The following is a 20,382-nucleotide window of genomic DNA, read 5'->3' on the forward strand; positions in this document are numbered from 1 at the left end:
TCCGGCCGCCCGTGATCGGCCTTGCGCTCACCGCAACTGACCTGATTAGGAGAATCACCATGGCTTTCGAATTGCCGCCGCTGCCCTACGCACACGACGCCCTGCAGCCGCACATTTCCAAGGAAACCCTCGAGTACCACCACGACAAGCACCACAACACCTATGTCGTGAACCTGAACAACCTGGTGCCAGGCACCGAGTTCGAAGGCAAGACCCTGGAAGAGATCGTCAAGACCTCCTCGGGCGGTATCTTCAACAACGCAGCCCAGGTCTGGAACCACACTTTCTACTGGAACTGCCTGGCGCCAAACGCCGGCGGCCAGCCAACCGGCGCCCTGGCTGATGCCATCAACGCAGCGTTCGGTTCGTTCGACAAGTTCAAAGAAGAATTCACCAAGACTTCGGTTGGCACCTTCGGTTCCGGCTGGGGCTGGCTGGTGAAGAAGGCCGACGGTTCCCTGGCCCTGGCCAGCACCATCGGCGCCGGCAACCCGCTGACCAGCGGCGACACCCCGCTGCTGACTTGCGACGTCTGGGAACACGCCTACTACATCGATTACCGCAACGTGCGTCCGAAGTATGTCGAGGCGTTCTGGAACCTGGTGAACTGGAAGTTCGTGGCCGAGCAGTTCGAAGGCAAGAACTTCGTAGCCTGAACCTGCCCGCAGTGAAAAAACCCGGCCTGGCCGGGTTTTTTTTGCCCATTGCAAAAGCGGGATCTTGTCCCGCCAGTTCCAGGCGCTAAGATTCCATGCAGGTAAAAAACAACGCTTTCCCCTCAAGTTGCATGACGTCGCTACCGACACACTGTCCACAGCTAGAGCAATCCTGATTCTGATCACCCGGGCCTCGCCCGCAGACGTCCTGTCCTCGGCCTTGATGTCACTTTGACGGCCATCATGGGATTGCCAATACTCATGGCAACTTGACGCTACGCGCACGGAACAAGGAATAGCCCCTTTGAAGCTGGAACTCAAAAACAGCTTGTCGGTGAAATTGCTCCGAGTTGTGCTGCTGTCGGCACTCATAGTGGGTGTGGTGCTGAGCTGCGCCCAGATCGTCTTCGATGCCTACAAGACTCGGCAGGCGGTGGCCAATGACGCCCAGCGCATCCTCGACATGTTTCGCGACCCATCGACCCAGGCGGTCTACAGCCTGGACCGGGAGATGGGCATGCAAGTCATCGAGGGCCTGTTCCAGGACGATGCGGTGCGCATGGCCTCCATCGGCCATCCCAACGAAACCATGCTCGCGGAAAAATCCCGCGACCTGCAGAAATCCTCCAGCCGTTGGCTGACCGACCTGATCCTCGGCCAGGAACGCACCTTCACCACCCAATTGGTGGGCCGAGGCCCCTACAGCGAGTATTACGGCGACCTGAGCATCACCCTGGACACCGCCACCTACGGCCAGGGTTTCATCGTCAGCTCGGTGATCATCTTCATCTCCGGAGTGCTGCGCGCCCTGGCCATGGGCCTGGTGCTGTACCTGGTCTACCACTGCCTGCTGACCAAGCCGCTGTCACGGATCATCGAGCACCTGACCAATATCAATCCCGACCGTCCCAGCGAACACCAACTGCCCCTGCTCAAGGGCCACGAACGCAACGAGCTGGGGATCTGGATCAACACCGCCAACCAACTGCTGGCGTCCATCGAGCGCAATACCCACCTGCGCCATGAAGCGGAGAACAGCCTCCTGCGCATGGCCCAGTACGACTTCCTCACCGGCCTGCCCAACCGCCAGCAACTGCAACAGCAACTGGACAAGATCCTGGTGGACGCCGGGCGCCTGCAACGCCGGGTCGCCGTGCTGTGCGTGGGCCTGGACGACTTCAAGGGGGTCAACGAGCAGTTCAGCTACCAGACCGGCGACCAACTGCTGCTGGCCCTGGCCGATCGCCTGCGCGGCCACAGCGGCCGCCTGGGTGCCCTGGCGCGCCTGGGTGGCGACCAGTTCGCCCTGGTCCAGGCCGATATCGAACAACCCTACGAAGCCGCGGAACTGGCCCAGAGCATCCTCGATGACCTGGAAGCCACCTTCGCCCTCGACCAGCAGGAAATCCGCCTGCGCGCCACCATCGGCATCACCCTGTTCCCGGAAGATGGCGACAGCACCGAGAAGCTCCTGCAAAAAGCCGAGCAGACCATGACCCTGGCCAAGAGCCGCTCGCGCAACCGTTACCAGTTCTACATCGCCAGCGTCGACAGCGAGATGCGGCGTCGTCGGGAACTGGAAAAGGACCTGCGCGAGGCCCTGGCCCGCGAGCAGTTCTTCCTGGTCTACCAGCCCCAGATCAGCTACCGCGACCACCGGGTGGTGGGCGTCGAGGCGTTGTTGCGCTGGCAGCACCCGGACCACGGCCTGGTGCCGCCGGACCTGTTCATCCCGCTCGCGGAGCAGAACGGCACCATCATCGCCATTGGCGAGTGGGTGCTGGACCAGGCCTGCCGCCAGTTGCGGGAATGGCATGACATGGGCTTTAGCGAGTTGCGCATGGCGGTCAACCTGTCCACCGTGCAACTGCACCACGCCGAACTGCCACGGGTGGTCAACAACCTGCTGCAGATCTATCGCCTGCCACCGCGCAGCCTGGAGCTGGAAGTCACCGAGACCGGCCTGATGGAAGACATCAGCACCGCCGCCCAGCACCTGTTGAGCCTGCGGCGCTCCGGGGCCTTGATCGCCATCGATGACTTCGGCACCGGCTACTCTTCACTCAGCTATCTCAAGAGCCTGCCCCTGGACAAGATCAAGATCGACAAGAGCTTCGTCCAGGACCTGCTCGAAGACGATGACGACGCCACCATCGTGCGCGCCATCATCCAGCTGGGTAAGAGCCTGGGCATGCAGGTGATCGCCGAAGGCGTGGAAACCGCCGAGCAAGAGGCCTACATCATTGCCGAGGGCTGTCACGAAGGTCAGGGCTACCACTACAGCAAGCCGCTGTCCGCGCGGGAACTTGGCGCCTACCTGAAACAGGCCCAGCGCAGTAACGCTGCGATCTTCTGAAGCCGGCGCGGCGCGGGGCTTTGCGCCCTGCGCGAAGGCTCTTCGGGGAAGAAATAATTACAGCGGCAACCCTTTACACATAATGCAAATCTTTCGCATTATGTCGCAGTTTTCGCGCGCCCCGCGCCGTCCACTCTCCTCTCGAAGCAGGATGTTCGCCATGATTCGTATGCCTCTGGCTACCGCCAGTCTGTTGGCCATCGCTATTTCCCTCGCCGGCTGCGGCGAAGGCAAAGACGACAAGGCTGCCGCTCAAGCACCGACCCCGGCTACCAGCACCGCTACTGCGGTCGGCGACGCCGCCAAGATCGACGAAGCCGCCGCCAAGGCCGTCGTCGCGCACTACGCCGACATGGTCTTCGCCGTCTACAGCGACTCCGAATCCACTGCGAAAACCCTGCAGAGCGCTATCGATGCTTTCCTGGCCAAGCCTGACGACCAGACCCTGGCCGCCGCCAAGGCCGCCTGGGTGGCCGCGCGCGTCCCGTACCTGCAAAGCGAAGTGTTCCGCTTCGGCAATACCATCATCGACGACTGGGAAGGCCAGGTTAACGCCTGGCCACTGGACGAGGGCCTGATCGACTACGTCGACAAGAGCTACGAGCACGCACTGGGTAACCCCGGGGCCAACGCCAACATCATCGCCAACACCGAGATCCGCATCGGCGAAGACAAGATCGACGTGAAGGACATCACTCCGGAAAAACTCGCCAGCCTCAATGAGCTGGGGGGTGCCGAGGCCAACGTCGCCACCGGCTACCACGCCATCGAATTCCTGCTCTGGGGCCAGGACCTCAACGGTACCGGGCCTGGCGCCGGCACTCGCCCGGCCTCGGACTACCTCGAAGGTGCCGGCGCCACCGGCGGCCACAACGATCGCCGCCGCGCCTACCTCAAGGCCGTGACCCAACTACTGGTCAACGATCTGGAGGAAATGGTCGGCAACTGGAAACCCGACGTGGCCGATAACTACCGCGCCACCCTGGAAGCGGAACCTGCCGAAACCGGCCTGCGCAAGATACTCTTCGGCATGGGCAGCCTGTCCCTGGGCGAACTGGCGGGCGAGCGAATGAAAGTCTCCCTGGAGGCCAACTCCCCCGAGGACGAACAGGACTGCTTCAGCGACAACACCCACAACTCGCACTTCTACGACGCCAAGGGCATCCGTAACGTCTACCTGGGCGAGTACACCCGTGTCGATGGCACCAAGATGACCGGCGCCAGCCTGTCGTCCCTGGTGGCCAAGGCCGACCCGGCCGCCGACGCTGCGCTCAAGGCCGACCTGGCGGCCACCGAAGCCAAGATCCAGGTCATGGTGGACCACGCCAGCAAGGGCGAGCACTATGACCAGCTGATCGCCGCCGGCAACGAGTCGGGTAACCAGATCGTGCGCGACGCCATCGCCGCGCTGGTCAAGCAGACCGGTTCGATCGAGCAGGCCGCCGGCAAGCTGGGCATCAAGGACCTGAACCCGGACAACGCCGATCACGAATTCTGATCTGCACAGCGTCCAGAAGGCGGCCCCCGGGCCGCCTTTTTCATGCCTGCGAACAGGCCCGGCGTCTGGCGCGAATCCGTTCCGGCGCCCTTGTCCTGGATCAAACCAAACGATAATTCCTCTTATTCAAACCTGGCTGCCCTGTTAGACTTTGCGCCCTTGTTTTGCTCGTTCTGCAGGATATCCGATGCCTTCGTCGCTGCTTCGCTGGTCCGCGCTGCTCATGGCCTTGAGCCTGGGCGCCTGCGATGATGCCCCGCGCTTCACCCAGGCCGAGCCCGGCGAAGCCCGTGCCGGGGGAGCGGCGACAGTCAACAAGAGCGATCGCAATGCCTTTTCCCTGCCGTCGGCCAACCTGCCGCCTACCCGCCGCCTGGATTTCAGCGTCGGCAACAGTTTCTTCCGCAGCCCCTGGGTCATAGCGCCCTCCACCACCACCGCCCGCGACGGCCTGGGCCCATTGTTCAACACCAACGCGTGCCAGAACTGCCACATCAAGGATGGCCGCGGCCATCCACCGGCCCCGTGCGCACTGAACGCGGTATCCATGCTGGTGCGCCTGTCGATCCCCGATGATCCGACCCTGGCCGGGCTCATCGAGCGCACGGGCGTGGTACCGGAGCCGGTCTATGGCAGCCAGTTGCAGGACATGGCGATCCCCGGCGTGGCCCCAGAGGGCCGGGTGCGGGTGGACTACGAACCGCTCCAGGTGCACTTCAAGGACGGCACCCAGGTGGAGCTGCGCAAGCCCAGGCTGCGGGTGACCGACCTGGGCTACGGCCCGATGCACCCGGACACCCGTTTCTCGGCCCGCGTGGCGCCACCGATGATCGGCCTGGGGCTGCTCGAAGCCATTCCCGAGGAAGCCATCCTGGCCAATGCCCTGCCAAGCAGGGAGAACCCCATCGCCGGTCGGCCCAATTGGGTCTGGGACGATGCCCGGCAAAAGACCGTACTGGGGCGTTTCGGCTGGAAAGCCGGGCAACCGAGCCTCAATCAACAAAACGTTCACGCGTTCTCTGGTGATATGGGCCTGACCACCAGCCTGAGACCCTTCGATGACTGCACCGACGCGCAAACCGCCTGCAAGCGAGCCCCCAACGGCAACGGCCCGGACGGCGAACCGGAGGTCAGCGACAACATCCTGCGCCTGGTGCTGTTCTACACCCGCAACCTGGCGGTGCCCGCCCGCCGCGATGTGGACTCGCCCCAGGTCCTGGCCGGCAAGAACCTGTTCTTCCAGGCCGGCTGCCAGTCTTGCCATACCCCAAGCTTCACGACGGCAGCCAATGCCGCGGAACCCGAATTGGCCAACCAGTTGATTCGCCCCTACAGCGACCTGCTGCTGCACGACATGGGCGAGGGCCTGGCCGACCAGCGCAGCGAGTTCAAGGCCAGCGGGCGCGACTGGCGAACCGCTCCGCTCTGGGGCATCGGCCTGACCGAAACCGTCAGCGGCCATACCCAGTTCCTGCACGACGGCCGTGCCCGCAACCTGATGGAAGCGGTGCTATGGCACGGTGGCGAAGCCGAAGGTGCGAAACAGCAAGTCCTCGCTTTCAATGCCCAGCAGCGCGCGGCGTTGCTGGCATTCCTGAATTCCTTGTAACGCTCGACTCATATGCTTTCTCCACAATAAAGGGAGCCCGAACATGTTCCGCCCCAAATTGCTCTTCACCAGCCTTGCCGCGCTCGCCCTGGGCGCCTGCTCGCCCCAGGACCCACAAGCCGTGACGTCCGCGGCCATCGCCAAGCAGGTGATCCTGCCGACCTACAGCCGTTGGGTCGACGCCGACCGCCAACTGGCCATCAGCGCCCTGGCCTTCTGCGAAGGCAAGGAAAGCCTGGAAACCGCCCGCGCCGACTTCCTCCATGCCCAGAAAGCCTGGGCCGAACTGCAACCGCTGCTGATCGGCCCGCTGGCCGAGGGCAACCGCTCCTGGCAGGTCCAGTTCTGGCCGGACAAGAAGAACCTGGTGGGTCGCCAGGTCGAGCAACTGGTCAACGCCAACCCGCAGATCGATGCCGCCGCCCTGAGCAAGTCCAGCGTCGTGGTGCAAGGCCTGTCGGCCTATGAGTACATCCTCTTCGACAGCAAGATCGACATGGCCGATAGCACCCAGAAAGCCCGCTATTGCCCGCTGCTGACCGCCATCGGCGAACGCCAGAAGCAACTGGCCGAGGAGATCCTGTCGAGCTGGAACAACAACGACGGCATGCTGGCGCAGATGAGCAAGTTCCCCAACCAGCGCTATGCCGATTCCCACGAAGCCATTGCCGACCTGCTGCGTGTGCAAGTCACGGCCCTGGACACCCTGAAGAAGAAGCTCGGCACCCCGATGGGCCGCCAGACCAAGGGCATCCCACAGCCGTTCCAGGCCGATGCCTGGCGCAGCCAGTCGTCGCTGCAAGGCCTGGAGGCCAGCCTCAGCGCGGCCCAGACCGTCTGGGCCGGGGTCGACAACAAAGGCCTGCGCGGCCTGCTGCCGGCCGAGCAGAAACCACTGGCCGACAAGATCGACGCAGCCTATGCCGCGTCCTTGAAACTCTTCGCCAGCACCCAGCGCTCGCTGACCGAAATGCTCGGCGACGACGCCGGGCGCCAGCAGCTCAACGACCTGTATGACAGCCTCAACGTGGTCCATCGCCTGCACGAAGGCGAACTGGCCAAGGCGCTGGGCATCCAACTGGGCTTCAACGCCAACGACGGTGACTGATGATGCTGCGACGTCAGGCTTTGGCACTGGGCAGCTTGCTGCTCAGTGCGGTGACCTTGGGCGGCTGGACGCTGTTCAAGCAAAAGGGCAAGCAGCCCTTGCTGCTTTCGGCCAGGGATGACGGCGACGGCAAGCATTACGCCGTCGGTTATCAACTGGACGGTAAACAGGTGTTTGCCACCCAGGTCGGCCAGCGTTGCCACGACATCATCAACCACCCGCGCTTGCCCATCGCCCTGTTCGTGGCCCGGCGCCCGGGCACCGAGAGCTACCTGGTCGACCTGCGCGACGGCAAGCTGCTGCAGACCCTGACCTCGCAACCCGACCGGCATTTCTATGGGCACGCGGTGATCCACAAGGATGGCGAGTGGCTGTACGCCACCGAGAACGATACCCGGGACCCTGGGCGCGGCCTGTTGGGGGTCTACCGCTTCGAGGGCGAACGCCTGGTGCACAGCGGCGAACTGTCGACCCACGGCATCGGCCCGCACCAGGTGTCATGGATGCCCGATGGGGAAACCCTGGTGGTGGCCAACGGCGGCATTCGCACCGAAGCCGAAAGCCGGGTGGAAATGAACCTCGATGCCATGGAACCAAGCCTGGTGCTGATGCAGCGCGACGGCACCCTGCTGAGCAAGGAAACCCTGGCCCAGCAGATGAACAGCGTGCGCCACATGGGCATCGCCAGCGACGGCACCATCGTCACCGGCCAGCAATTCATGGGCGCCGCTCATGAATCGTCCGAACTGCTGGCGATCAAGCGGCCCGGCCAACCCTTCAGTGCATTCCCGGTGGCCGAACAGCAATTGCAAGCCATGGGGCACTACACCGCCAGCGTCGCCGTGCACAGCGAGCTGCGGCTGGTCGCCCTGACCGCCCCCCGGGGCAACCGTTTCTTCATCTGGGACCTGGACAGCGGTGCGCTACGAGTGGATGCCCCGCTGCCGGACTGCGCGGGGGTCGGCGCCGTGGCCGATGGCTTCGTGGTGACCTCGGGACAAGGCCGTTGCCGCTTCTACGATTGCCGTCAGGCGCAGATCGTGGCCAAGCCCCTGGAACTGCCTGCCGGGCTGTGGGACAACCACCTGCACCTGGCGTGAATACGGGGGTCGGGAAAATCAAAAGGCCTCGCATCGCGAGGCCTTTTGATTGGCAGGAAAACCCTTCAACTCTGTGGCTTGAGGCCCTGGCTCATGCCGAACATGAACAGCAACAGGTCATGGTCGGGCTTGGCCGCCGTGGACACCTTCGCCACCCGCGGCAACGGACAATGGGCGCTGCCCTTGGCCGAACTCAGCACCTGGGTTCGCGGCTGCTCCCAGGCAACCACCGCCAGGGAAGCAACTGCCAAGGCTCCTGCCAAGAATACACCTCGTGCAATTTCTAGCTTCATAGCTATAAACCTTTGATAGAACTGCCAAACGCCGTTCTGTAAAAATAGTAGAGCTTTTCCCAGTCGGTATCGCTCCACGACGAATGGCGGCGCAATTGCTTGAGATCGTGGGCCGCAGCCCGCTTGCTGCTCAGGCGCTGGCGGCATTTCTCGAAATCCAGCAAGGCGATCCTCGGTCGGGCCTGATCACCGTCACCGTCCACCCGCACGAACACATGCTTGGAATACAGGCAGCCATGCTGCCAGCGCCCCTTGTGCATCCGCGCCAGCGTCGTCGCCAGGGATTGCAGCACCTGGTCGTGGAAAGCCTCGCCGTGGCGCTCACGCTCGCCGGCGGCGTACCAGTTGTCGATCTCGACGAAACCATCGAGCGCCGCGGTCACCAGCAATGCCTGCCATTGCTGCTCCGGGCCGCGTCGAGCTCCGCAATAAACCAGTTCCGGGACTGTCACTTCCAGCAAGCGCAGGCCCCGTAACGCATCGTGCTCACGCAACACCGTGGGTCGACCGAAAGGGTGCAGCCAACTGCGGTAGATGTGTCCCACTTGGCGCTTGGCATAAAGCTGGCGTCCATTGCCACTCATCAGCCGTTGCACGCCACTCTCGCCACCTCGACGTCGATTGGGCTCCTCGACCCATTCGCCTTGTTCGTTCCAGAAGTATTCAAAACGATCTGTAGGCGCGGCATCCATTCCCGAAGCACATTCAACAGCCATCCTTTACCTCTTGCGTAGTACGTAAACTCGCCACATGGCGTAGAGCGGAAGGAAGTCCAGGTGTCGCTGGACGCTAAAGCCGGCTTGCCGGAATTCTTCTTCGACCGTGGCCGCCGGTAACACGAAACGATTCTGGTAACCCTGTTGTTCGGCGCCGAAAGAGCGCTTGCGCTCCATCCTTTTGCGTTTCCAAGCCTTGAAGTTGCCGTCGACCCACAACGAGACGATCACACTATCGCGGGTCACCCGCTGGAACTCGCGCAACAGCGCCATCCGATGTTGCGCCTCGCCGATATGGTGCAACAAGCGCATGGAGAAAATGCAGTCCACGGCGTTGTCCGGCAGGTCGATGGCAAACGCCGATGTCTGCAAGGGCCGTACCCGTTTTACCACTTCGGCAGGTTGCGCCACCGTGGCGGTGTTGAGCATAGCCGCTGAACAATCGGCGCCAATGATGATTCGATTGCTCTTTTCGGCCAGTAACGGCCAGAAACGCCCAGCGCCACACGGCAGGTCCAGTACCAATCCCGGATCGCCCGCCAGGGACAGGGCGGTACGCGCCAAGCGCTCATCACGTTTGTGGGACAGCTGGCGCGCCAGTCCATCCTGATGCTTGAGCAGGTACTCCAGGGCATGCTGGGTATCGTACTTCTCGGAAAACTTCAGCTTGATCGGTGCAACCATCGTCAGGACCTCCTGCAACTGATGGCGCTACCTTAAGCAGCACCATGTCAGCGACAGGTTGTTCCTGAGTGAAAACTTCGTATCGTCCAGCCAAGAAATATTGCAGGGTTTTACAGTGTACGAACAGTGGCCTGGGGCCATATCAAAGGGGAAATCGACAAGTGACAGGCCCTGCAAAACAGGGCCAAGCAGAACAATCAGGCCTTGGCCGATTGCAATTGAACGTGAAAACGACAGCCATTGGGGGTCATGGTGCTAAGGCTGACGCTCCAGCCCTGATTCTCACAGATGCGCTGGACCAGGGACAAACCAAGGCCCAAGCCCTCGCCACGTTTCTCATCGCCACGCACGAAAGGCTCGAACATCGCCTCGCGCTTCTCCTCTGGAATGCCCACGCCGCTGTCCTCCACCGTGAAGCCGCCGGGCGCCAGGCTCAGGCGAATGAACCCGTGCTCGGTATAGTGCAGGGCGTTGCGCAAGAGATTGCCCATCACCGCATGCAGGAAGGTGGCGTGGTAGCGGGTATCGTCGGGCTGGCCAGGATCGAAGATCAGCTCGATCCCCTTGGCCTCGATGGACTCGCTCCACAACCCGATCAGGTCGTTGGCGGCCTGGCCCAGGGTCAACTGCGGCGACATGCTGGCATCCTCGCGCTGGGCTCGCGCCAGCATCAGAAAGGTCTGCACCAGTTCGCGCATTTCCGAGCAGGCCCGGGTGATTCGCTCCACCTGGGCCCGTCCGCGATGATCCAGGGCCGGGTTTTCCAACAACAACTCGCAAGAGGTGGCCAGGACCATCAACGGCGTACGCAATTCATGGCTGACATCGCTGGTGAACAGCCGCTCGCGATTGAGCGCCTGGCGCAGGCGGCCCAGGGTCGCATCGAAAGCGATGGCCAATTCCCCCACCTCGTCCGCCGCGTAGTCCGGCGCCAAGGGCGGCGCCAAGCCCAGCAACTGGTCGCGATGCCGCACCTGGCGTGCCAGGCGCACCACCGGCGCCATCACGCGCCGCGCCAGCACCCAACCGAGGAAGACCGCCAACGCCAGGCTGAGCACGAAGCCCACCAGCACCACCGCGAACAGCACTCGCTCGCGCTCTTCGAAATCGCTCTGGTCTTGCAGCAGCACATAGCGCCGGCCATCCACCACTTCGACCATGGCGTGGTAGGACAACTGTTCGCGAAACACCTCATGGAACCCGGGGTCCAGGTGACGCAGGTCCTTGGGCAACTCGAAATCGCCACGCCCGCCGCTGTAGTAGAAGAGTTGGTCGGGCTCGGGACGATGGCTCCAGTCGGCGACGTTGTCCATCAACAGCAGGCGTTGCAAGTCGCCGCCGAGACCTGCAGAGATGAGTTTCTCCTCCACCAGGTGCACGGTGGCCACGATGCCCATGGCAAAGGCCCCGGCCACCAGGGCGCTCATCAGCGCAAAGGCGATGATGATCCGCTGGGCAAGGCTCTGCTTAAACTCCATCGCGGCCCTCGGCCAGGCGGTAGCCGACACCGTGTACGGTGTGCAGCAGCGGCTTGGCGAACGGTTTGTCGATCACCTGGCGCAACTGGTGGACGTGGCTGCGTAGGCTGTCGCTGTCCGGACAGTCATCGCCCCACAGGGCCTCTTCGAGAATCTCCCGACGCAAGACATGGGGGCTCTTCTGCATCAGTACCGCCAGCAGCTTCAGGCCGACCGGATTGAGCTTGAGCAGGCGTCCTTCACGGGTGACTTCCAGGGTATCGAGGTCGTAGCTCAGGTCGCCTACCTGCAATGCCCGCCTGCCGCCACCCTGGCTGCGGCGCATCACTGCCTCGATCCGGGCGGAGAGCTCCGAAAGGGCAAAGGGCTTGACCAAGTAGTCGTCGGCTCCGGACTTGAAGCCCTGGAGGCGGTCGTCGAGCTGGTCGCGGGCGGTGAGCATGATCACCGGGGTGTCTCGCCGCGCGTCTTCGCGCAGGCGCTTGCACAGGGTGTAGCCATCGATCCCCGGCAGCATGATGTCGAGCACGATCAGGTCGTAGTGCTCGGTGGCGGCCAGGTGCAAGCCCGACAGGCCATCCTGGGCGCAGTCCACGGTATAGCCCTTGAGCCCCAGGTAGTCGGCCAGGTTGGCGAGAATATCGCGGTTGTCTTCAACCAGTAGGATTCGCATCGGCACTCTCTCCGTATACAGTTACGGCCGTCTTGGCTCGCGCAGCTTAAGGCCAAGTCCGGTTCACCGCCACCCTTGTCGAAAGGCTCGGGTGGCTGTTTGCAGTGTCACCGTGGCTCGACGTTTTTTTCACCCGGGGCTCACGCCCCGACCACGCCCATGGCGACACAATGGCAGTCATTTGTCCTGGATTCGCCGCAGGACAACGGAAACGAAAAAGCCCCGCCGGCTTGCGCCGGCGGGGCTTTTAAGTGCAAGGGGTAAGGCTGGCTTACATCATGCCGCCCATGCCACCCATGCCGCCCATGTCTGGCATGCCGCCGCCAGCTGGAGCGTCTTTCTTCGGTGCGTCGGCAACGGCGGCCTCGGTGGTCAGGATCAGACCGCCGATGGAAGCTGCAGCTTGCAGAGCCGAACGGGTCACCTTGGTTGGGTCCAGGATGCCCATTTCGATCATGTCGCCGTATTCGCCGGAAGCGGCGTTGTAACCGAAGTTACCTTTGCCGTTCTTCACTTCGTTGACTACAACGCTTGGCTCGTCGCCGCTGTTAGCGGAGATCTGGCGCAGCGGAGCTTCAACGGCGCGACGCAGAACCGCGATACCTACGTCCTGGTCAGCGTTGTCGCCCTTGAGGTCGACGATCGCTTGCAGGGCACGGATCAGGGCTACGCCACCGCCAGGCACCACGCCTTCTTCAACGGCTGCACGGGTAGCGTGCAGGGCGTCTTCAACGCGGGCTTTCTTCTCTTTCATTTCAACTTCGGAGCCAGCGCCAACCTTGATCACTGCAACGCCGCCGGACAGCTTGGCCAGGCGCTCTTGCAGTTTTTCACGGTCGTAGTCCGAGGAAGTCTCGGCCACTTGGGCACGGATCTGGGCGATACGGGCCTCGATGTCGGACTGGTTGCCAGCACCGTCGACCACGGTGGTGTTTTCCTTGGACAGGGTCACGCGCTTGGCGCTACCCAGGTGCTCCAGGGTGGTGCTTTCCAGGTTCAGACCGATTTCTTCGGAGATCACGGTACCGCCGGTCAGGACGGCGATGTCCTGCAGCATGGCCTTGCGACGATCGCCGAAGCCTGGAGCCTTGACGGCCGCGACTTTGACGATACCGCGCATGTTGTTCACAACCAGGGTCGCCAGGGCTTCGCCTTCGACGTCCTCGGCCACGATCAGCAGTGGGCGGCCGGCTTTGGCAACGGCTTCCAGCACTGGCAGCATTTCGCGGATGTTGGAGATCTTCTTGTCCACCAGCAGGATCAGCGGGCTGTCCAGCTCGGCAACCATGGTGTCTGGCTTGTTGACGAAGTATGGGGACAGGTAGCCACGGTCGAACTGCATGCCTTCAACGACCGACAGTTCGTTTTCCAGGCCGGTGCCTTCTTCGACGGTGATCACACCTTCTTTACCGACTTTTTCCATGGCTTCGGCAATGATGTCGCCGATGGAGTTATCGGAGTTGGCGGAGATGGTGCCTACCTGGGCGATGGCCTTGGTGTCGGCGCATGGCTTGGACAGGGCCTTGAGTTCCTTGACGATGGCGATGGTCGCCTTGTCGATGCCGCGCTTGAGGTCCATCGGGTTCATGCCGGCAGCAACGGCCTTCAGGCCTTCGTTGACGATCGACTGAGCCAGAACGGTGGCGGTGGTGGTGCCGTCGCCAGCGTCATCGTTGGCACGGGAGGCAACGTCTTTGACCAGCTGCGCGCCCATGTTCTCGAAACGGTCTTCCAGTTCGATTTCCTTGGCTACGGAAACGCCATCCTTGGTGATGGTCGGAGCGCCGAAGCTCTTTTCCAGGATCACGTTACGGCCTTTCGGGCCCAGGGTAGCCTTTACCGCGTCAGCCAAGACGTTGACGCCAGTGAGCATTTTCTTGCGGGCGGAGTCGCCGAATTTAACTTCTTTAGCAGCCATGATCGATATTCCTTAAATACTGTGTAGTAGCGGGAAAATACGCGGGTAATCAGCCTTCGATAACAGCGAGAATCTCGTTCTCGGCCATTACCAGCAGATCTTCGCCATCGACTTTCACGGTGTTGCTGCCGGAGTACGGGCCAAACACCACTTTGTCACCCACTTTCACGGCCAGCGCACGTACTTCACCGTTGTCCAGCACGCGGCCGGTACCTACGGCGACGATTTCGCCACGGTTAGGTTTTTCAGCGGCCGAACCAGGCAGAACGATACCGCCGGCAGTTTTCGATTCTTCTTCGCTGCGACGGATGACGACGCGGTCATGCAGAGGACGAAGCTTCATTGTCGATCTCTCCTAATTGTGGTTTTCAGTGGCCGGTGTCGATACCGGCGGGTTAACAAATCCGGCGTGGCCGGTTGCGGCTCGACGAGCGAGACGCGGAAGTCTGTCTGGTATCAGCACCAGAAACCTTGCGGTGACCGTTACATAGGGGCGCACAAGGCTATTACAAGAGCTGGCCGATGAATTTTTTTAAAATCGCTTGCGCAATAACCAACACGGCACCCGAAGGTGCCGTGTTTGCAAGGCTGGAAGGGATCAGTCGCGGTGTTCGAACTCACCCTCGATGACATTCGGCTCGCGTCCCAATGGCTGCTGCGGCGCAGGACCACCACGGGCCGAACGCATGTCGTCGGCGAAGGCACGTTGGCGCATGGCCTGTTCCTCGGCACGCTCGCGCATCTTGTTGGCCAGCAGGCGACGGGTGAACGGCAGCAGCATCAGCAAGCCGAACACATCGCTGATGAAGCCCGGCAGGATCAACAAGCCACCACCCAGGGCCAGCATCAGGCCTTCGAGCATTTGCTGGGCCGGCAACTCGCCGCGATTGAGACTTTCACGGGCGCGCAGGGCCGTGGCCAGCCCGGCCACACGCAACACCATCACGCCAAGCAGCGAACCAAGAATGACCAGCAGCAGGGCCGGGAAGAACCCGATCGCCGCGCTGACCTTGACGAAGACGAACAGCTCCAACACTGGGAACAGCAGAAAGAGCAACAGAAAAGGGCGCATCAAATGGTTTCCTCTGCGGAAGAATGCCTTCCAGTAGACCGTAGATGACGTCGCCAATTCGTGAATTCAAGCATCCACGGCCTGATTTTTCGGCCATTGATCGGCGCGCGCCAGGAAAACCAGGGCTTCGCGCACTTGTGTCGGCGTGTTGCAAGGGGCTTGGAATGGCAGCCAGTACAGCGCCTGGCCGATCCGCAGGTGCATGCCCTCGGTATCGATCCCGGCCATCTGCGCCGGCACGTTGTCGGGCAGCCCGGTCAACTCCACGTAATGGGCGATGGCCTGGGCATGATCGCTGTTCATGTGCTCGAGCATGCTCAACTCGGCCTTGCCGGCGAACGGATTGGCCAGGGTCAGTTGGTCGACCCAGTGGATGGCGCCGAAGCCGCCGATGTAGCGATGGCGTACCGGCTTGAGCACCCAGAAATCGAAGTCGTGGGCCTGGTGATAGTTCTGCGATTCGGGAAAGTAGCGGTAGTAGCGCTCGGCGGCCGCCTCGATCGCCGCCTCGTCGGCCAGCTTCTCGGCTTCGGCCAGGTAGGTCAGGCGCCCCACCGCCTGCACGTCGTCGGCATCGCGTTCGCCAACCAGCAGCGAACACTTGGGATCTTTCTGCAGGTTGTGGGTGTGCTGGGCGATGCGGCTGATTAGGATCAGCGGACGGCCTTCGGCATCGAGGCAATAAGGCACTACGGAACCGAAGGGAAAACCCGGCATGGACTTGGAATGCGTGGATAGCACGCCGCGGTATTCCTTGAGCAGCAGTTCTCGTGCATTCTTGGCAGCTTCAACGCTCATTTTATGACTCCTTCAATAGAATCCGTCGAAAACGGACGGGCGACCGGACCATGGTCCAACTACGCCTACGGGGCAATACTCGTCTGCAGCCAGGCTGGGTCCGGCTGTCACGCAGCGCCCTGGAACAAGGACAATCCCTCACGACAGCTGGCAGGACATGCGAATGCAACTCACTGACAAAGTAATCATTATCACCGGCGGTTGCCAAGGCCTGGGCCGCTCCATGGCCGAGTATTTCGCCAGCCGTGGGGCCAGGCTGGCCCTGGTGGACCTGAACCAGGAAAAACTCGACCAGGCCGTCGCGGCCTGCAAAGCCCATGGCGTCGAGGCTCGCTCCTACCTGTGCAATGTGGCCAACGAAGAACAGGTCGAGCATATGGTGGCCCGGGTCGCCGAGGACTTCGGTGCCATCCATGGCCTGATCAATAACGCCGGGATCCTGCGCGATGGCCTGCTGCTCAAGGTCAAGGACGGTGAAATGAGCAAGATGAGCCTGGCCCAGTGGCAGTCGGTGATCGACGTCAACCTGACCGGCGTGTTCCTGTGCACCCGGGAAGTGGCAGCGAAGATGGTGCAACTCAAGACCAGCGGCACGATCATCAACATTTCGTCGATTTCCCGCGCCGGCAACATCGGCCAGACCAACTACTCCGCGGCCAAGGCCGGGGTTGCCGCAGCGACTGTGACCTGGGCCAAGGAACTGGCGCGCTACGGCATCCGCGTGGCCGGTATCGCCCCGGGCTTCATCGAGACCGAGATGACCCTGGGCATGAAGCCCGAGGCCCTGGAGAAAATGACCGCCGGCATTCCACTCAAGCGCATGGGCAAGCCGGAAGAAATCGCCCATTCGGCGGCCTATATCTTCGAGAACGACTACTACACCGGACGCATCCTGGAAATGGACGGCGGCTTGCGCCTCTGATCCGAAGAGGCTGCTCCCGGCCGTTGCGGCGCGGGAACCAATAAGAACACTGGCCGCAACCCAGGTCGCGGCCAGCGCCTGTCTTGGGCTCAATCGTCGCTGACGGTGATGTTGGGCATGGCCGGGGTGGCCGCTTCCTGCAACACGATGCGTGCCCCCACGTGCCGCGCCAGTTCCTGGTAGACCATGGCGATCTGGCTGTCCGGCTCGGCGATCACCGTCGGCTTGCCACCATCGGCCTGCTCGCGGATCAGCATCGACAGCGGCAGCGAAGCCAGCAGTTCGACGCCGTACTGGCCGGCCAGTCTCTCGCCGCCGCCCTCGCCGAACAGGTGTTCGGCATGACCGCAGTTGGAACAAATGTGCACTGCCATGTTTTCCACCACGCCCAGTACCGGGATGTTCACCTTGTGGAACATCTCGATGCCCTTGCGCGCATCCAGCAAGGCCAGGTCCTGGGGCGTGGTGACGATCACCGCACCCGCCACCGGGACCTTCTGCGCCAGGGTCAGCTGGATGTCACCGGTGCCCGGCGGCATGTCGATCACCAGGTAGTCGAGATTGCCCCAGTCGGTCTGGGTCACCAGTTGCTGCAAGGCTCCGGAGGCCATCGGGCCACGCCAGACCATGGGCGTGTTGTCGTCGGTGAGGAAGGCCATGGACATGACTTCGACACCGTGGGCCTGGATCGGCACGAACCACTTCTGGTCCTTGATCTTCGGCCGGGTGCCTTCGGCGATGCCGAACATGATGCCCTGGCTCGGGCCATAGATATCGGCGTCGAGGATGCCCACCCGGGCGCCTTCCCGGGCCAGGGCCAGGGCCAGGTTGGCGGCGGTGGTGGACTTGCCCACGCCGCCCTTGCCCGATGCCACCGCCACCACGTTCTTGACGTTGGCCAGGCCCGGTACCTGGGCCTGGGCCTTGTGCGCGACGATCACGCTGCTGGCCTCGACCTTGGCCGAGCCCACGCCTTCCAGGCCCTCGATGGCCAGTTGCAGCATCTGCGCCCAGCCATTGCGGAACAGGCCGGCGGCATAGCCCAGCTCCAGGCGGACCGTGACCCGGTCGCCCTGGATGTCGATGTCCCGCACACAGCCGGCGCTCACCGGGTCCTGGTTCAAGTAGGGGTCGGTGTACTGGCGAAGCACGGCTTCCACCGCTGCGCGATTGAGGGCGCTCATGGGCAACTCCGATAACAAGACAGGAAAATCAGCCGGCTATCCTACGCCGCCTCTCCCTTCGTGGCGAGGGAACGGCTCCGGCCCTGGAGCTTGCCTGCGCCGCACAAGGGCGCCTGGAAGGATGAAAATTCCGTCCCGGCGTTTTATAGTGGCCGACCTTCGTTTCATCAAGTAGCCGAGCCCCATGTCCGAGCCACGCAAGATCCTCGTCACCAGCGCCCTGCCCTATGCCAATGGTTCCATCCACCTTGGCCACATGCTCGAGTACATCCAGACCGACATGTGGGTGCGCTTCCAGAAGCACCGCGGCAACCAATGCGTCTATGTCTGCGCCGACGACGCCCACGGCTCGGCCATCATGTTGCGCGCGGAAAAAGAAGGCATCACCCCGGAACAACTGATCGCCAACGTCCAGGCCGAACACAGCGCCGACTTTGCCGACTTCCTGGTGGACTTCGACAATTTCCACTCGACCCACGCCGAAGAGAACCGCGAGCTGTCGAGCCAGATCTACCTCAAGCTGCGGGACGCCGGGCACATTGCCACGCGTGCCATCACCCAGTACTTCGACCCGGACAAGAAAATGTTCCTGGCCGACCGCTTCATCAAGGGCACCTGCCCGAAATGCGGCACCGAGGACCAGTACGGCGATAACTGCGAAAAATGCGGCGCCACCTACGCGCCCACCGACCTGAAGGATCCGAAGTCGGCGATCTCCGGCGCCACTCCGGTGCTCAAGGAGTCCCAGCACTTCTTCTTCAAGCTGCCGGACTTCCAGCAGATGCTGCAAACCTGGACCCGTAGCGGCACCCTGCAGGACGCCGTGGCCAACAAGATCGCCGAGTGGCTGGACGCCGGCCTGCAGCAGTGGGATATCTCCCGCGATGCGCCGTACTTCGGCTTCGAGATTCCCGATGAACCGGGCAAGTACTTCTATGTCTGGCTGGACGCACCGATCGGCTACATGGCCAGCTTCAAGAACCTCTGCGCCCGTCGCCCGGAACTGGATTTCGATGCGTTCTGGGCCAAGGACTCCAGCGCCGAGCTGTACCACTTCATCGGCAAGGACATCGTCAACTTCCACGCCCTGTTCTGGCCTGCCATGCTCGAGGGCGCGGGCTTTCGCAAGCCCACGGCGATCAACGTCCATGGCTACCTGACCGTCAACGGTCAGAAGATGTCCAAGTCCCGTGGCACCTTCATCAAGGCACGTACCTACCTGGATCATCTGTCGCCCGAGTATCTGCGCTACTACTACGCCTCCAAGCTGGGCCGTGGCGTCGACGACCTGGACCTGAACCTCGAGGACTTCGTGCAGAAGGTCAACTCCGACCTGGTGGGCAAGGTGGTGAACATCGCCAGCCGTTGCGCCGGCTTCATCCACAAGGGCAATGCCGGGGTGATGGTCGACACCAACGCCGCCCCCGAGCTGACCGAGGCCTTCCTGACCGCCACGCCGAGCATCGCCGAGGCCTATGAGGCCCGCGACTTCGCCCGCGCCATGCGCGAGATCATGGCCCTGGCCGACCGTGCCAACGCCTGGATCGCCGACAAGGCGCCCTGGTCGCTGAACAAGCAGGAAGGCAAGCAGGATGAAGTCCAGGCCATCTGCGCCACCGGCATCAACCTGTTCCGCCAGTTGGTGATCTTCCTCAAGCCGGTGCTGCCAGGCCTGGCCGCCGACGCCGAGGCTTTCCTCAACGTCCCGGCGCTGACCTGGAACGACCACCAGCAACTGCTGGCCAACCATCAGCTCAACGAATTCAAGCCGCTGATGACGCGGATCGATCCAGTGAAAGTACAAGCCATGACCGACGCCTCGAAGGAAGACCTCGTCGCCAGCCAGACCGACACCGGCGCGCCCAAGGGCAATGGCGAACTGGCCAAGGACCCGCTGTCGCCGGAAGTCGACTTCGACACCTTCGCCGCCATCGATTTGCGCGTGGCGTTGATCGTCAAGGCCGAAGCCGTCGAGGGCGCCGACAAACTGCTGCGCCTGACCCTGGATATCGGCGATGAACAGCGCAATGTCTTCTCCGGGATCAAGAGCGCCTACCCGGACCCGTCCAAGCTCGACGGTCGCCTGACCATGATGATCGCCAACCTCAAGCCGCGGAAAATGAAGTTCGGCATCTCCGAGGGCATGGTGATGGCGGCCGGCCCAGGCGGTGAAGAAATCTACCTGCTGAGCCCCGACAGCGGCGCCAAGCCCGGCCAGCGGATCAAGTAAGGCCGTCGGCTGGACCCCATCCCCCCGTTGCGCTCTTGCGCAACGGGGGGATTTGCCTATCTGGGCGGCCCCGCGCGCGTGGAGTTT

General features: G+C 62.6%; 18 protein-coding genes. 8 read left to right on the top strand and 10 right to left on the bottom strand.

Annotated features, from left to right (window positions below; translation table 11 throughout):
• The first annotated feature begins 59 nt into the window (after positions 1-59).
• The 6 genes from H7A76_RS10745 to H7A76_RS10770 all read left to right on the top strand — a co-directional run bounded on the left by H7A76_RS10745 (position 60) and on the right by H7A76_RS10770 (position 8,327).
• Positions 60-656, top strand: a complete 597-nt coding sequence (locus H7A76_RS10745) for a superoxide dismutase (RefSeq protein WP_016966196.1) — start codon at positions 60-62, stop codon at positions 654-656.
• A gap of 304 nt (positions 657-960) precedes the next feature.
• Positions 961-3,012: a bifunctional diguanylate cyclase/phosphodiesterase gene (locus H7A76_RS10750; RefSeq protein ID WP_185698462.1), complete on the top strand. Its 2,052-nt coding sequence runs from the start codon at positions 961-963 to the stop codon at positions 3,010-3,012.
• 160 nt (positions 3,013-3,172) lie between these two features.
• Positions 3,173-4,510 carry an imelysin family protein gene (locus H7A76_RS10755; protein WP_185698463.1) on the top strand — a complete coding sequence of 446 codons (1,338 nt, stop codon included), beginning with the start codon at positions 3,173-3,175 and terminating at the stop codon, positions 4,508-4,510.
• A gap of 187 nt (positions 4,511-4,697) precedes the next feature.
• The gene (locus tag H7A76_RS10760) at positions 4,698-6,119 is read left to right on the top strand and encodes a di-heme oxidoredictase family protein (protein WP_185698464.1); all 1,422 of its coding nucleotides are present in this window, start codon (positions 4,698-4,700) and stop codon (positions 6,117-6,119) included.
• A 43-nt stretch (positions 6,120-6,162) separates the two neighbouring features.
• Complete coding sequence (locus tag H7A76_RS10765) at positions 6,163-7,227, top strand: imelysin family protein (protein ID WP_185698465.1); 1,065 nt, start codon at positions 6,163-6,165, stop codon at positions 7,225-7,227.
• Positions 7,228-7,229: 2 nt separating this feature from the next.
• Positions 7,230-8,327 carry a DUF1513 domain-containing protein gene (locus H7A76_RS10770; protein WP_152898880.1) on the top strand — a complete coding sequence of 366 codons (1,098 nt, stop codon included), beginning with the start codon at positions 7,230-7,232 and terminating at the stop codon, positions 8,325-8,327.
• Positions 8,328-8,392: 65 nt separating this feature from the next.
• Here H7A76_RS10770 and H7A76_RS10775 read toward each other — a convergent pair whose 3' ends face one another.
• The 9 genes from H7A76_RS10775 to H7A76_RS10815 all read right to left on the bottom strand — a co-directional run bounded on the left by H7A76_RS10775 (position 8,393) and on the right by H7A76_RS10815 (position 15,959).
• A complete protein-coding gene (locus tag H7A76_RS10775; protein WP_185698466.1) occupies positions 8,393-8,620 on the bottom strand; it encodes a hypothetical protein in 228 nt (75 codons plus the stop codon).
• A 2-nt stretch (positions 8,621-8,622) separates the two neighbouring features.
• A complete protein-coding gene (locus H7A76_RS10780) occupies positions 8,623-9,336 on the bottom strand; it encodes a lipopolysaccharide kinase InaA family protein (protein ID WP_185698467.1) in 714 nt (237 codons plus the stop codon).
• A 3-nt stretch (positions 9,337-9,339) separates the two neighbouring features.
• The gene (locus H7A76_RS10785; protein WP_185698468.1) at positions 9,340-10,020 is read right to left on the bottom strand and encodes a class I SAM-dependent methyltransferase; all 681 of its coding nucleotides are present in this window, start codon (positions 10,018-10,020) and stop codon (positions 9,340-9,342) included.
• A 197-nt stretch (positions 10,021-10,217) separates the two neighbouring features.
• Entirely contained in the window at positions 10,218-11,498 is a 1,281-nt protein-coding gene (locus H7A76_RS10790; RefSeq protein ID WP_185698469.1) for a sensor histidine kinase, read from the bottom strand.
• Positions 11,488-12,171 carry a two-component system response regulator ColR gene (colR, locus tag H7A76_RS10795; RefSeq protein ID WP_053131653.1) on the bottom strand — a complete coding sequence of 228 codons (684 nt, stop codon included), beginning with the start codon at positions 12,169-12,171 and terminating at the stop codon, positions 11,488-11,490. The genes H7A76_RS10790 and colR overlap by 11 nt, the downstream gene beginning before the upstream one ends.
• A gap of 271 nt (positions 12,172-12,442) precedes the next feature.
• Positions 12,443-14,089 carry a chaperonin GroEL gene (gene groL, locus H7A76_RS10800; protein WP_185698470.1) on the bottom strand — a complete coding sequence of 549 codons (1,647 nt, stop codon included), beginning with the start codon at positions 14,087-14,089 and terminating at the stop codon, positions 12,443-12,445.
• Positions 14,090-14,138: 49 nt separating this feature from the next.
• On the bottom strand, positions 14,139-14,432 hold the full coding sequence (locus H7A76_RS10805; protein WP_011063093.1) for a co-chaperone GroES: 294 nt from the start codon (positions 14,430-14,432) through the stop codon (positions 14,139-14,141).
• A gap of 255 nt (positions 14,433-14,687) precedes the next feature.
• Positions 14,688-15,161: an FxsA family protein gene (locus H7A76_RS10810; protein ID WP_022640597.1), complete on the bottom strand. Its 474-nt coding sequence runs from the start codon at positions 15,159-15,161 to the stop codon at positions 14,688-14,690.
• Between the two features lie 66 nt (positions 15,162-15,227).
• Positions 15,228-15,959, bottom strand: a complete 732-nt coding sequence (locus H7A76_RS10815; protein WP_185698471.1) for a HugZ family protein — start codon at positions 15,957-15,959, stop codon at positions 15,228-15,230.
• Positions 15,960-16,122: 163 nt separating this feature from the next.
• Here H7A76_RS10815 and H7A76_RS10820 point away from each other — a divergent pair, with 163 nt between their 5' ends.
• Positions 16,123-16,881, top strand: a complete 759-nt coding sequence (locus H7A76_RS10820; RefSeq protein WP_185698472.1) for an SDR family oxidoreductase — start codon at positions 16,123-16,125, stop codon at positions 16,879-16,881.
• Positions 16,882-16,970: 89 nt separating this feature from the next.
• On the opposite strand, the gene apbC is transcribed toward H7A76_RS10820, so the two are convergent.
• Positions 16,971-18,065: an iron-sulfur cluster carrier protein ApbC gene (apbC, locus tag H7A76_RS10825; protein WP_185698473.1), complete on the bottom strand. Its 1,095-nt coding sequence runs from the start codon at positions 18,063-18,065 to the stop codon at positions 16,971-16,973.
• A 184-nt stretch (positions 18,066-18,249) separates the two neighbouring features.
• Here apbC and metG point away from each other — a divergent pair, with 184 nt between their 5' ends.
• Positions 18,250-20,295 carry a methionine--tRNA ligase gene (gene metG / locus H7A76_RS10830; protein ID WP_185698474.1) on the top strand — a complete coding sequence of 682 codons (2,046 nt, stop codon included), beginning with the start codon at positions 18,250-18,252 and terminating at the stop codon, positions 20,293-20,295.
• Positions 20,296-20,382: the final 87 nt, after the last annotated feature.

The sequence above is a fragment of the Pseudomonas sp. MSSRFD41 genome, from assembly GCF_014230245.1.
In the GTDB taxonomy this organism is placed as follows: Bacteria; Pseudomonadota; Gammaproteobacteria; order Pseudomonadales; family Pseudomonadaceae; genus Aquipseudomonas; species Aquipseudomonas piscis.